This window comes from Aestuariibacter sp. A3R04, assembly GCF_018860805.1.
Classification (GTDB): Bacteria; Pseudomonadota; Gammaproteobacteria; order Enterobacterales; family Alteromonadaceae; genus Alteromonas.
The window spans coordinates 87386-100210 of sequence record NZ_JAHKQR010000016.1 but is presented as its reverse complement, the minus strand read 5'-3'; the positions used below and the strand labels follow the sequence as shown (position 1 = coordinate 100210).

The following is a 12825-nucleotide window of genomic DNA, read 5'->3' as shown; positions in this document are numbered from 1 at the left end:
ATCTCTTATGGAGTATCAGCATGGCTTGGAATGAGCCGGGTGGCAAAAATAATGACCCGTGGAAGAATCGCGGCGGCCGTGATGAAGGGCCACCGGATTTGGACGATGTATTCAAAAAACTGTTTGGTAAGTTCGGTAAAATGGGCGGTGGAAACGGTGGGTCAGGCAAAAGCCTGGGCACCATGGGGATTGCTATCATCGCTGCATTACTGGTGGTTGTATGGGTTGTAAGCGGTTTCTATACCATCCGAGAATCTGAACGGGGTGTTGTGCTTCGGTTCGGCGAATACTACGAACAAGTTGAACCTGGCTTGCGTTGGAAGCCTACATTTGTTGATACAGTGATCCCTGTCGACGTCACATCTATTCGCGACCAGGCTTCCAGCGGCTCGATGCTGACGGAAGATGAAAACGTTGTGCGCGTGCAAATGGAAATGCAATTTCGCGTGGTTGATCCCTATCGTTGGACCTTTGCTGTTACCAGCCCTGAGCTGAGCTTGAGTCAGGCGCTTGACAGTGCTATTCGCTATGTAGTGGGACACTCGCAAATGGACGATGTCCTGACCGATGGACGGGAAGTTACCCGTCAGCGCGTTTGGGAAGAACTTCAAACCATTTTGGAACCTTATGATTTAGGGGTAGTAATCACAGATATGAACTTCCGTGATGCCCGTCCACCTGAAGAAGTGAAAGACGCATTTGATGACGCTATTTCTGCTCAGGAAGACGAACAACGATTTATTCGCGAAGCAGAAGCTTATGCGAGGGAAATTGAACCCCGTGCTCGCGGTCAGGTAAATCGCATGAATGAAGAAGCTCAGGCTTATAAAGAACGCGTAATTCTTGAAGCCCAGGGTGAAGTGGCGCGCTTCTCTGAATTATTACCTCAGTATGAGGCCGCTCCAGAGGTTACCCGTGACCGGATTTATATTGAAACCATGGAAGCTGTTCTCGGTAACACCAGCAAGATTTTGGTGGACAGTGAAGGTGGCAATAACATGCTGTATCTGCCATTGGACAAGCTAATGGAACAGCGTGGAACAAGTACGCAAAGTCGCGACAACAGTTCACCATACCAAAGTGCGCCAATGTCCACTTCTGGTGATACTTCCCGCAATTCCACTACGAGTTCCGGGATTCGCGATAGTCGGTTCAGAGACGGAGGACAATAAGTCATGAAAAATCTGTTAATTGCAGTTGTCGTACTTTTTGCTGTTCTGTTGTCCGGTTCCTTGTTTGTGGTCTCTGAAGGTGAGCGAGCCATCGTTATTCAGTTTGGTAAAGTTCAACGGGATGACGCCACTGGCGATACCCGGGTATTCGCACCTGGTTTGCATTTCAAATACCCGTTTATTGACACCGTTAGACGCCTGGACGCACGTATTCAAACGCTTGATGATGCGCCGGATCGATTCGTAACTGCTGAGAAGAAAGACCTTATTGTTGATTCTTATGTAAAATGGAAAATTAACGATTTTGCCAAGTACTACCTGGCTACACAAGGCGGTAACAAACTTCAGGCAGAGGCGTTACTCAAACAAAAGGTAAACAACGGTTTGCGTTCTGAATTCGGTACTCGCACGATTTCCCAAATCGTGTCTGGTGAGCGTTCTGCGCTCATGAATCAGGCTATGGAGCAGGCGAGTGAATCGTCTAGCGAGCTGGGTATTAAGATTGTGGACGTTCGAGTGAAGCAAATTAATCTGCCGAGTGAAGTAAGCAACGCAATATTTCAGCGTATGCGTGCCGAGCGCGCAGCGGTTGCTCGTGAACACCGTTCAGAAGGCCAGGAGCAGGCAGAAGTTATTCGTGCAGATATCGATGCAAAAGTAACAGTCATGCAGGCCGACGCAGAACGTAACGCCCGACAGGTTCGAGGTGAAGGTGATGCATTGGCAGCGCAAATTTACGCTAACGCGTATTCTAAAAACCCTGAATTTTACAGCTTCCTGCGAAGTATGGACGCATATCGCAAGAGCTTCAGCAACAAACAGGATGTAATGGTGCTTGGTCCCGACAGCGAGTTCTTTAAGTACATGAACAGTGCCAACGGAAAGTAATCACAGCTAACGAAAAAACCCGCGCTAAAGTGCGGGTTTTTTATGCCCTCTGTAAAAACAACTGTTTTGTTATTCGTCAAAAAGTATGGAAAATCACCGATTTGCACGGTGTTTGCTGCCAGAACGCACAATCTTCGCTATACTACGCCCGATTATATAAAAATGTGACAACACACAAAGTGTTGCACTATAAAACGACAGAGGTTCACCGTGAGTACCAATCAATCTCAGGCGCCGTCACCAAGTGATGCAGCGCAGAGCGGATGGTTTGCGCGCTTTTTAGCTACCGTAGAGTGGCTGGGGAATTTGCTACCGCATCCAATTACTTTATTTGCTCTTTTATCTGTTTTTATCATTGTTCTAAGCGGCATTCTCGGCTATTTCGATATCGCTGTTGCTGATCCGCGTCCGGAAGGCGCAAAGGGCCGGGAAGCTGACGGTATGATAGAAGTCATATCTTTGATGAGCACAGATGGATTACAGCGTATTGTCACCGGTCTGGTCACCAATTTCACAAGCTTTGCGCCGTTGGGCACGGTGCTCGTTGCGCTGCTAGGTGTGTCTGTTGCTGAGCATTCGGGTATGTTGTCGGCATTAATGAGGTCAATGGTAATGGGGGCGCCGAAAAGGGTAGTGACCTTCGCTATTGTCTTTTCTGGTATTCTGTCTAACACGGCCTCTGAATTAGGCTATGTGGTACTCATTCCGTTGGCCGCGATGATTTTTCATTCACTTGGACGGCACCCGTTAGCCGGTTTGGCCGCCGCTTTCGCAGGAGTATCAGCCGGCTATAGTGCAAACCTGCTATTAGGTACCGTTGATCCTTTGCTCTCTGGCATTACCGAGGCTGCAGCACATATGATTGACCCGGGTTATACCGTTGGCCCGGAGGTAAACTGGTATTTCATGTTTATCAGTACTTTTGTGATTGCGTTAATGGGGACTATGGTAACTGAAAAGGTCGTTGAACCCCGTCTGGGCGTTTACAACGAAAAAGATGCCTCGGTATCACTGGACAATCAATCTATGGCTGCGCCTACCGCGTTGGAAAAGAAAGGGCTGGTAATGGCTGGCGTGGCTTTTGTAGTGGTATGCGGCATACTTGCCCTCACCGTTGTGCCTGAAAATGGACCATTGCGCAATCCTGTAACCGGAGGTATTACCGGTTCGCCCTTCCTCAAAGGTATTGTGGCGTTTATTTTCATTACTTTTGCCATTCCCGGTTTCGTTTATGGCAGGGTGGTAGGTACCATGAAAAACGACAGGGATATTATCAACGCCATGTCTAAAAGCATGGGATCTATGGGGTTGTATATTACCTTGGTGTTTTTCGCAGCCCAATTTGTTGCATTTTTCAAATGGACTAACCTCGGTACGTTTCTCGCCGTAAAAGGTGCGGCACTCCTGCAATCGGCAGGGCTTGATGGTCCATCGGTTTTTATTCTTTTCATCCTTATGTGTGGCATGGTGAATTTATCACTGGGAAGTGCATCAGCACAGTGGGCCGTTACAGCTCCTATTTTTGTTCCCATGCTGATGCTGCTCGGTTATGCACCGGAAGTGATTCAGGCGGCGTACCGTATTGGCGATTCCGTCACCAATGTCATTTCGCCGATGATGAGTTATTTTGGACTCATTCTGGCTATGGCCGCCCGTTATCGCAAAGACGTTGGCATGGGAACTCTTATAGCCATGATGCTGCCATACTCAATGGTGTTTATCGTCGGCTGGACAATACTGTTCTTCGTTTGGGTGTTTTTACTCGGCATGCCGGTTGGACCCGGCGCCGCGACTTACTATCAATCTTAAATCAGCTTGTGCCAGCAGGACTTCTTCTGCTGGCCTCATTTTCTGCACTTCCTGTTTCATCGTTATACCCGAACAATCCAATCGAATTTAAAACACCAGCATTTGGATCAATCCCGCGGTTTAACCAGTATACTATTATCAATCACTAGTTTTGGAGCGGCGCGAAAGTATAGCGTGTTGTTCTCACTCAAGGCGTCATTTTGTTTCAGGTAGAAGTGGTATGAAATATAAGAACAGCAATTATTTTACGCATGGACAAGCTGATAAAATCGGTGTGCTTGTAACCAACCTGGGTACACCTCAAGCGCCCACAAAACAGGCGCTAAAGCCTTATTTACGAGAGTTTTTATCTGACCCCAGGGTGGTGGAAGTACCGCGGTTGTTGTGGTGGGTGATCCTCAATGGCGTGATACTGAATATCAGGCCAAAACGTTCTGCAGAAGCCTACGCTGCGGTATGGACAGATGATGGCTCGCCGTTATTGGCTATTACGCGCAAGCAGAAAGACGCTATTGAAGCACGCTGCAATGCCGAATATGGCGATAATGTTGTAGTTGATTTCGCCATGCGCTATGGCCAACCCGCCGTATCGGATGTCATCAATAGCATGCTGTCACAGGGTGTGAGAAAATTAGTGGTGCTGCCTTTGTACCCACAATATTGCGCATCCACGACCGCGTCTACCTTTGATGCGGTGGCAGCTGATTTTACCCATCGTCGGTGGATGCCCGAGTTGCGCTTTATCACACACTATCACGACAACCCTGCCTACATTACTGCCCTAGCGAATAGTGTACGAGAACATTGGGCGAAAGAAGGCCGGGCCGATAAACTCATCATGTCTTATCACGGTATACCTAAGCGGTACTTAACTAATGGCGACCCATATCACTGTGAGTGTTACAAAACATCGCGATTGGTGGGGGAAGCGCTGGGTCTGTCTGCTGATGAATATATGACGACGTTTCAATCGCGCTTTGGTCGCGAAGAATGGTTAAAACCCTATACCGATGAAACGTTAAAAGGTTTGCCAGGACAAGGTGTCAGGTCTGTTCAGGTTATGTGCCCGGGCTTTTCAGCGGATTGCCTGGAAACCATCGAGGAAATAGGCGAAGAGAATAGGGAGTATTTTATCGAAGCCGGAGGCGAGCGCTACGAGTACATCCCCGCCCTCAATGACGGCACAGAACACATTGAGATGTTATTTGATTTGATTAAAACCAATCTCCACGGCTGGGCTATTGAGCCTGACATAGCTGGCAGGGAGCAAAGCGCTAAAGCGCTGGGAGCTGACCGCTAAAATGAATGATCAAAGTGAGTTTAAAGCCCCCCAAGCCCTCCGGACAGCTCAAAAATGGGCGAATACCCTAGACACAGCGGTAAAAATTCCGCTCTTGCCGATACGCATTGGCCTGGACTCGCTTGTCGGTCTTATTCCCGGAGCGGGTGACGCACTCATGCTCCTCGCCGGGTTGCGAATTATCCTGTTGGGAAAATCCATGGGTATGCCCAGTGCGTTGGTCTCTGCAATGGTGAGAAACACCCTTATTGATTTTGTTCTGGGTTTTATTCCTGTAGTGGGCGATATCGCCGATGTATTTTACAAATCGAATCAAAAAAACGTACGTATCATGGAACAGTGGTGGATAACCAACAACAAACAAAAAGTAGATAAAAATGCCGCTGAAAAACTGAAACAGTGGGAAAACCAGTTAGCCGACTAGACTGTCGTTCATCTCAAAGATGCCCTGGATGTAATCGTTTCTGGTGTAATTGGCGTAGCAGTCAGTACACAATATCGATAACCATTCAATTTTGAATGTAACCCTTGTGGAGCGCTATTGATAATGAAAGCATCGGATCTCTTTGTAAATGCACTTGAAGCTGAAGGGGTAGAATACATATTTGGCATTCCCGGTGAAGAAAACCTGGATTTACTGGAATCGCTGCGTACGTCATCTATAAAACTTATTCTCACTCGCCATGAACAGGGCGCCGGATTTATGGCTGCAACATATGGCAGATTGACGGGCAAAGTTGGCGTTTGCTTGTCTACTTTGGGGCCTGGTGCGACCAACCTTGTCACGCCTGCAGCTTACGCACAACTTGGCGCTATGCCCATGCTGATGATTACCGGGCAAAAACCTATTAAAACCAGTAAACAAGGGCGCTTTCAGGTAATTGACGTGGTCGATATGATGCGACCTATTACCAAATACACCAGTCAAATTGTCAGTGGCGATCGTATTCCGTCGGTGGTAAGAGAGGCGTTTCGCATAGCCGCGGAAGAGCGTCCCGGGGCTGTTCACATCGAATTGCCGGAAGACATAGCAGCTGAGATAACCAGTGCGCCGTTGCTTTCGCCGAGTTACTCGCGCCGCCCCATTGCTGAATATAAAGCTATTGCGGCGGCTACGAGTATGATTGAATCTGCCAGTTCGCCGCTACTGCTTATCGGAGCTGGGGCAAACCGTAAGCTCACAGCAAAAATGTTACGGGAATTCGTAGACAAAACCGGCATTCCATTTGTCACCACGCAAATGGGCAAAGGGGTATTGAACGAAAGTGATCCCTTGTTTGCCGGCAATACAGCATTGTCTGACGGTGATTTCGTTCATCGTGCTATCAGCCGGGCAGATTTAATCATCAATGTGGGTCATGATGTGGTAGAGAAACCGCCATTCTTCATGCATGACGACGGCAAGAAAGTCATTCATATTAATTTCGATGCGGCAGCGGTAGACCCGGTGTATTTCCCCCAGCTTGAAGTGGTGGGAGATATTGCCAACAGCGTGTGGCAAATCAAGGAAAACATCACGCCTCAACAGAGCTGGAAGCTGGATTTTTATAAAGATGTTCATGACGCATACGTGGAACACAGGGCTGAAGCAGAGGATGACAACCGCTTCCCCGTGTTGCCTGAGCGATTTGTCAGGGAAGTGCGAAAAGCGCTACCTGAGGATGGCATTGTGACGCTGGATAACGGTGTATATAAAATCTGGTTTGCCCGAAACTACCCGGCCTACCATCCAAATACCCTGCTATTGGACAATGCGTTGGCATCAATGGGCGCAGGGCTTCCATCTGCCATTGCGGCCAAACTAGTGCACCCTGAAAAGCAGGTCATCAGCGTGTGCGGTGACGGCGGGTTTATGATGAACAGCCAAGAGCTCGAAACCGCTGTCCGTCTGGGGCTTCACCTCACCGTTATCGTGCTTAGGGATGACGCTTACGGGATGATTAAATGGAAGCAAGCTCATATGGCCTTTGACAATTTCGGCCTCGACTATGGCAATCCTGATTTAGTTCAGTATGCGAACAGCTACGGGGCTTCGGGTTGGCGCGTCGCATCGACAAATGAGCTGGGAAAAACCATTGGGCATTGCCTGAATACGCCAGGTGTGCACCTTATTGATTGCCCTGTTGATTACAGTATGAACGACAAAACCCTGAATCACACAATTCGCGAACTCAGTAAGAAATTATAAGGAGTCTTTTATGTTGAAAGACAGTTATCCCTACTACCTTGCCAGTGAACCGGTGTTTGCAAATAGAGACCTCGTGGTAACCAATAAATATACCGGTGAAGCGGCTACCTGTGTTGCCAAAGCCGATGCGGACACAATTGACAAAGCCATTCAGGCAGCAACAGAGGCGCAGCCAGCAATGACGGCTATGAAGCCGTATCAACGAAAGGCGGTACTTGACCATTGTGTGGCACGGTTTACAGAAAGAAGAGACGAGCTTGCCAAAGCGTTGTGTATTGAAGCCGGTAAACCTATTAAAGACGCGGAAGGGGAAGTTACCCGCCTTATCGATACATTCCGTATTGCAGCGGAAGAAAGCGTGCGCATAGAAGGGGAGGTATTGAATCTTGAGATCTCCGCCCGCGCCAGTGGCTATCAGGGAATGACTAAGCTGGTGCCCATTGGGCCGTGTTCGTTTATATCACCATTTAACTTTCCGCTAAACCTGGCGGCCCATAAGGTGGCACCGGCCATCGCTGCCGGTTGTACGTTTGTTCTCAAACCGGCGTCACGAACTCCTATTGGTGCGCTCATAATCGGTGAAGTGCTAGCTGAAACTGATCTGCCTAAAGGAGCATTTTCCATATTGCCCTGCAGCCGTGATGGCGCAGACTTGTTTACCACTGATGAGCGGCTCAAATTGTTGAGCTTTACCGGTTCACCAGACGTGGGCTGGGCGTTAAAAGCCAAGGCAGGTAAAAAACCTGTGGTGTTGGAATTGGGGGGTAATGCTGCGTGTATTGTCGATGAAGATGCGGATATAAACGATGCCATCGATCGCATTATTATAGGTGCGTACTACCAGTCGGGGCAAAGCTGTATCAGTGTTCAGCGTATATTACTTCACGATAAAATCTACGATGCATTTCGAGAGAAATTTGTTCAGCGTGTTTCTTCCCTGGTTGCGGGCGATCCCGCCGATGAAAATACTTTCATTGGGCCGATGATTTCTGAATCTGAAGCAGAACGACTTGAAGGCTGGATCAGCAAAGCCCATGAGGCAGGAGGTACTATTTTATGCGGTGGGACCCGAAATGGTGCCATGCTGGAGGCTACCGTAATGGAAAATGTACCGGCGTCTTGTGATGCTAGCGCAGAAGAAGCCTTCGGACCCTTGTCAGTGTTAATGAAATTTAGCGATTTCGACGAGGCTCTTAAAGAAGTGAATAACAGTCGGTATGGTTTGCAGGCAGGCATATTCACCCGCGACTTGTACAAAGCTCACAAAGCCTGGGATGTACTGGAAGTGGGCGGCGTGGTGATTGGCGATGTGCCCAGTTGGCGTGTTGACAATATGCCTTACGGCGGCGTTAAAGATTCGGGCCTGGGCCGGGAAGGCATACGTTACGCCATCAAAGACATGATGGAAACCCGCTTAATGGTGATCCGCACGCCTTAACAGTGATACGAAAAGGCGCGGTTATATCGCATCAATGGCATACATCTCAAGTGATTCTAATGAGATGATATCAAGGGCTTTTTGATGAGTGGCCTCCAGGTTGACCCTGGGGGCGACGCCAGCGTGATAGGCTTCTAACCATCGCGCGGCGCACAAGCACCATTTGTCGCCGGGCTTCAGTCCGGCGAAAGCTAGTTCAGGGCGCGGCGTGACCAAATCATTGCCTTGGTTTACTGAATAAGCCAAAAAAGGCTCATCTACTACCGCACATACACTGTGGTTACCAATATCTGACACAGGAACGTAGCAAAAACCTTCCCGCGTGAAACCGCTATTGCCACAGCACAACTGCAAAGGGCGACCATAGACATTTTTTTCATTTGCCATAAAGCAAAACTCTGTTTACCAACGTAATAGAACAACGTTATCGCAAAACGCGAAGCGGGCACAGTATCAATTGAAAGTATGTGGAGAATGTAATGCTTGATAAAAGCAAGTTATCGGCCCCTGTTTCATCTGCAAATGTCAGCGAAGATGAAATAGCACGCTTTGATGCCCTTGCCGAAAGCTGGTGGGATCCAAACGGAAAATATAAAACCGCCCTAGCGTTTAATGCGGCGCGGGTCGAGCATATCGTTTCTGCTATCAACAAACACTTCAAACCCCATGGCGCAGCTGACCATCTGTTTAATGGGTTGTCTATTTTAGATGTGGGTAGTGGCGGGGGATTAATCTGCGAGCCTTTGGCAAAACGCGGTGCCGAGGTGACAGGCATTGACGCCAGTTCTGTAAGTGTGGAGGTGGCCAAACGGCACGCACAGCAGCGTAAGTTATTGGTCAACTATCATCACAGCCTGGCTGGTGACTGGGCACGGAAAGGGGAAACTTACGATGTAGTCATCAATGCTGAAGTGGTAGAGCATGTGCCCGATCAATATGCCTTAATACAAGATTGTGCTGCCATGGTGAAGCCGGGTGGCTTACTCATTTTAGCCACTATAAACCGGACTCTGAAAAGCTATTTGGTTGCCATTGTTGGCGCTGAATACATCATGCGCTACCTGCCTGTTGGCACCCATGATTGGCGTAAATTTGTCACGCCAAAAGAAATGGATGAATGGGTGGGCGAGGCGTTTGTGCGCAAAAGTCAGTGTGGGTTTGCCCTCAACCCCATGAATAAGCAATGGAGGCAGACGTCGTCGGTGTCAGTTAATTATTTGTGTTGCTACAAACACAGCGCGTAGCTAACACACCATAGCGAATAACGCTATCAATCGGCTTGGCTCGCTTCTATCAATGATTTTACCGTATCCAGGCGATCGGCTTCGACGGCGGGCTTATCCCACCTGATGCGGTGAATACGCGGGAAGCGCAATGCTACGCCTGATTTGTGCCGCCCTGACGGGTGCACTGCATCGAAAGCCACTTCCACGACCAGTTCCTTCTTAACCTCTTTAACCGGGCCGAAGCGTCCGATGGTATGACGCCTCACCCAATTATCTAACTGTTTGAGTTCCTCATCGGTAAAGCCGGAGTACGCTTTTCCAATGGGTAGCAGGGTATCGTTTTGCCATGCGCCGAAAGTAAAGTCGGAATAGTAGCTGGAGCGCTTTCCATGGCCACGTTGGGCGTACATGATGACCGCATCTACCAACAAGGGATCACGTTTCCACTTATACCACTGTCCTTTAGGTCTGCCGGATGTGTACAGACTGTCTTTGCGTTTAAGCATTAACCCTTCCACAGCGGTGTCTTCGCACACCTGTTGATGCAAGGTGTTAAGTGCGGCTGTGGTGCTTGGAGTGAAGCAGGTTGATAAATGCAAACGGGGGGAGGTTTGTTGCTCGAAAAATTCTTCTAACGCCTGTCGACGAGCGGACAAGGGTAAATCGGTCAGCGATTGGCCATCTAAAGACAGAACATCGTACACGACCATGCCTGCGGGTAAGGTCTGCATGAGGTTTTTAGTGGGGCGCCTTTTGTTTAAACGCTGTTGCAGCTGGTTAAAGGTATCCACGTCTTTGCCGTGCATGATCAGTAGCTCGCCGTCGAGTACGCCCATATGTTCAATGGTGTCGAGTAAATCCGGAAAGCCGTGGCTGATATCGTCGCCAGTACGACTAAACAGCGCTTTCCCGTTCGGTTTGGAAACAAGCTGCACACGTATACCGTCGAGTTTAGGTTCAATTTGCCAGGCAGTTGGGTCAATACTTTCTCGCGACTCTTCGTCGATAGGATGGGCCAGCATAACCGGATGAAAGGTGACTTCGCCTGAAATATCGGGCTTTTCCCCCTTACCGTCAAGCCAACTTAGTAACTCTGCGTAAGGCGGTGCCACGCCGTGCCACAGGGCTTCTATTTCTCCTACATCCACACCGCCGTAACGGGCGAGAATGTGCTTGATACTTCGTGCAGACACGCCCACACGTAAGCCGCGTGTGCCGAGTTTGAGCAGCGCCCAGCGTTGCGCCGCGGTCATGCGGTTTAACAATGAAGTAAGCAGCGGTTTAACTTCGGTTCTATTTGCATTGCTAAAGCTTTCAACCAACGCATGTAAACCGGGTAGTGGCGATGGATCTGGTGCTTCCTCTGTGGGTTGCCAGAGGTGGGCAACGGTTTCACTCATCTCGCCCACATAGTCATAACTCATGGCAAAAAGGGCGTCGTCCACTTGCTCAAGTACTAAGGTTTTAATGGTGTTTCGTTTAAAAAAATCGAATCTGAGTTCACCGGCTATGGCGGCAATGGCCCAGCCTCTGTCCGGGTCGGGCGTGCGCTTAAGATAGTCCTCTATCAGCGCCGCTTTAGCGTTATTGCTGCTGGTAAAGTATAGCTGTTCTAACAAGTCGCTGAATGCTTCCATTACCCCGTTTCTTCCTCGTCATCGTAGCCAATCATTGATAAAGCCTTTGCCTTGAAGCCCATTTGAGTTGCCTGGTAGGTGAGTGCATCCTCCCGGCCGTGAGTTACCCAGACTTCTTTGGGTGATACCTCATCAAGAGTTTGAACCAGTTCTGGCCAATCACAGTGGTCAGAAATAATGAGGGGTAACTCCACCTGACGCTGCCGGGCGCGAGCGCGAATTTGCATCCAGCCGGAAGCCATGACGGTTCGCACGTTCGGCAGGGAGCGCGACCAGCGATCAGCCAGCGCTGAGGGGGGCGCTAGCACAATCTTTCCGGCTAATGTGCTTTTATTTTCAACTTCTGACACCGGAATAATGTCGCCAAGGTCGATACCTTCTTGTTTATACAAATTACACAACTTTAACAGCGCGCCATGAACGAACACGGGCTGATGATAACCCGCTTCCCGTAATGCAATAAGTACTCGCTGACACTTGCCCAACGCGTAAGTACCAACCAGATGACAACGATCAGGGAAAACCCGTAGCGACGATAGAAGTTTGTCAATTTCTTTGCTGATGGGCGGGTGTGTGAAAACTGGCAGCCCGAAAGTGGCCTCGGTAATAAATACGTCACATGGCGTGATCTTAAAGGGCTCACAAGTGGGATCGGGACGGCGTTTATAATCACCTGATATCACTAACCGGCTACCACGGTATTCAAGTAACACCTGGCTGGAACCAAGAATGTGGCCTGCTGGAAAGAGGGTCATAGTCACCGGGTCGTCGATATCGCCTAATACAACCGGTGACTCATAGAAGAGCGGGATGGTGCGCTTGGCCATGTCCTCGCCATAGCGGGTTTTCATAATGGCCAGTGTTTGTGCGGTGGCGTACACGTGCTCATGTCCTGCCCGGGCGTGATCAGCGTGGCCATGAGTAACCACGGCGTTACACACGGGTTGTATTGGATCTATGTAGAGATCTGCCGGTGCACAATACAGGCCTGCGGGTTCAATCGACATCCAGTTTTCCGGGTGCAACGCTTACTCCCAACAAATTATTCAGTGTCGCACTTATACGAGGTAGCTATATTTTTAGATGACTCATCCATCAATCCTAAATCACAGGGGATAAAAAGATAGGTAAACCGCAATGCTGGTTTATGCGTATTATCAGAAAAAC

11 protein-coding genes are annotated in these 12825 nt (G+C 49.1%); 8 read left to right on the top strand and 3 right to left on the bottom strand.

The window, feature by feature from the left end:
* Window positions 1–20 precede the first annotated feature (20 nt).
* From hflK to KO518_RS17435, 7 genes are all read left to right on the top strand, one after another.
* On the top strand, window positions 21–1172 hold the full coding sequence (gene hflK / locus KO518_RS17465) for an FtsH protease activity modulator HflK (RefSeq protein ID WP_216027145.1): 1152 nt from the start codon (window positions 21–23) through the stop codon (window positions 1170–1172).
* A gap of 3 nt (window positions 1173–1175) precedes the next feature.
* Complete coding sequence (gene hflC / locus KO518_RS17460) at window positions 1176–2060, top strand: protease modulator HflC (RefSeq protein WP_216027144.1); 885 nt, start codon at window positions 1176–1178, stop codon at window positions 2058–2060.
* A gap of 210 nt (window positions 2061–2270) precedes the next feature.
* Window positions 2271–3869, top strand: a complete 1599-nt coding sequence (locus tag KO518_RS17455; RefSeq protein ID WP_216027143.1) for an AbgT family transporter — start codon at window positions 2271–2273, stop codon at window positions 3867–3869.
* 220 nt (window positions 3870–4089) lie between these two features.
* Window positions 4090–5169 carry a ferrochelatase gene (gene hemH, locus KO518_RS17450; protein WP_216027142.1) on the top strand — a complete coding sequence of 360 codons (1080 nt, stop codon included), beginning with the start codon at window positions 4090–4092 and terminating at the stop codon, window positions 5167–5169.
* Window position 5170: 1 nt separating this feature from the next.
* Window positions 5171–5593, top strand: coding sequence for a DUF4112 domain-containing protein (locus KO518_RS17445; RefSeq protein ID WP_216027141.1), 423 nt, complete (start codon window positions 5171–5173; stop codon window positions 5591–5593).
* 123 nt (window positions 5594–5716) lie between these two features.
* Window positions 5717–7357: an acetolactate synthase large subunit gene (locus KO518_RS17440; RefSeq protein ID WP_216027140.1), complete on the top strand. Its 1641-nt coding sequence runs from the start codon at window positions 5717–5719 to the stop codon at window positions 7355–7357.
* A 10-nt stretch (window positions 7358–7367) separates the two neighbouring features.
* The gene (locus tag KO518_RS17435; RefSeq protein WP_216027139.1) at window positions 7368–8795 is read left to right on the top strand and encodes an aldehyde dehydrogenase family protein; all 1428 of its coding nucleotides are present in this window, start codon (window positions 7368–7370) and stop codon (window positions 8793–8795) included.
* Between the two features lie 21 nt (window positions 8796–8816).
* Here KO518_RS17435 and KO518_RS17430 read toward each other — a convergent pair whose 3' ends face one another.
* The gene (locus KO518_RS17430) at window positions 8817–9182 is read right to left on the bottom strand and encodes a DUF2237 family protein (protein WP_216027138.1); all 366 of its coding nucleotides are present in this window, start codon (window positions 9180–9182) and stop codon (window positions 8817–8819) included.
* Window positions 9183–9274: 92 nt separating this feature from the next.
* On the opposite strand from KO518_RS17430, the gene ubiG reads away from it, so the two are divergent.
* On the top strand, window positions 9275–10039 hold the full coding sequence (gene ubiG, locus KO518_RS17425; RefSeq protein ID WP_216027137.1) for a bifunctional 2-polyprenyl-6-hydroxyphenol methylase/3-demethylubiquinol 3-O-methyltransferase UbiG: 765 nt from the start codon (window positions 9275–9277) through the stop codon (window positions 10037–10039).
* A 26-nt stretch (window positions 10040–10065) separates the two neighbouring features.
* Here the strand turns inward: ubiG and KO518_RS17420 are convergent, their stop codons facing one another.
* Both KO518_RS17420 and KO518_RS17415 read right to left on the bottom strand, forming a co-directional pair.
* Window positions 10066–11658 carry a cisplatin damage response ATP-dependent DNA ligase gene (locus tag KO518_RS17420; protein ID WP_216027136.1) on the bottom strand — a complete coding sequence of 531 codons (1593 nt, stop codon included), beginning with the start codon at window positions 11656–11658 and terminating at the stop codon, window positions 10066–10068.
* Window positions 11658–12665: a ligase-associated DNA damage response exonuclease gene (locus KO518_RS17415; RefSeq protein WP_216027135.1), complete on the bottom strand. Its 1008-nt coding sequence runs from the start codon at window positions 12663–12665 to the stop codon at window positions 11658–11660. Before KO518_RS17415 ends, KO518_RS17420 begins: the two co-directional genes overlap by 1 nt.
* Window positions 12666–12825: the final 160 nt, after the last annotated feature.

Coding starts and splice junctions, on each gene's coding strand:
- hflK (WP_216027145.1), top strand. CDS start 21: ATGGCTTGGAATGAGCCGGGTGGCAAAAATAATGACCCGTGGAAGAAT.
- hflC (WP_216027144.1), top strand. CDS start 1,176: ATGAAAAATCTGTTAATTGCAGTTGTCGTACTTTTTGCTGTTCTGTTG.
- hemH (WP_216027142.1), top strand. CDS start 4,090: ATGAAATATAAGAACAGCAATTATTTTACGCATGGACAAGCTGATAAA.
- KO518_RS17445 (WP_216027141.1), top strand. CDS start 5,171: ATGAATGATCAAAGTGAGTTTAAAGCCCCCCAAGCCCTCCGGACAGCT.
- KO518_RS17440 (WP_216027140.1), top strand. CDS start 5,717: ATGAAAGCATCGGATCTCTTTGTAAATGCACTTGAAGCTGAAGGGGTA.
- KO518_RS17435 (WP_216027139.1), top strand. CDS start 7,368: ATGTTGAAAGACAGTTATCCCTACTACCTTGCCAGTGAACCGGTGTTT.
- KO518_RS17430 (WP_216027138.1), bottom strand. CDS start 9,182: ATGGCAAATGAAAAAAATGTCTATGGTCGCCCTTTGCAGTTGTGCTGT.
- ubiG (WP_216027137.1), top strand. CDS start 9,275: ATGCTTGATAAAAGCAAGTTATCGGCCCCTGTTTCATCTGCAAATGTC.
- KO518_RS17420 (WP_216027136.1), bottom strand. CDS start 11,658: ATGGAAGCATTCAGCGACTTGTTAGAACAGCTATACTTTACCAGCAGC.
- KO518_RS17415 (WP_216027135.1), bottom strand. CDS start 12,665: ATGTCGATTGAACCCGCAGGCCTGTATTGTGCACCGGCAGATCTCTAC.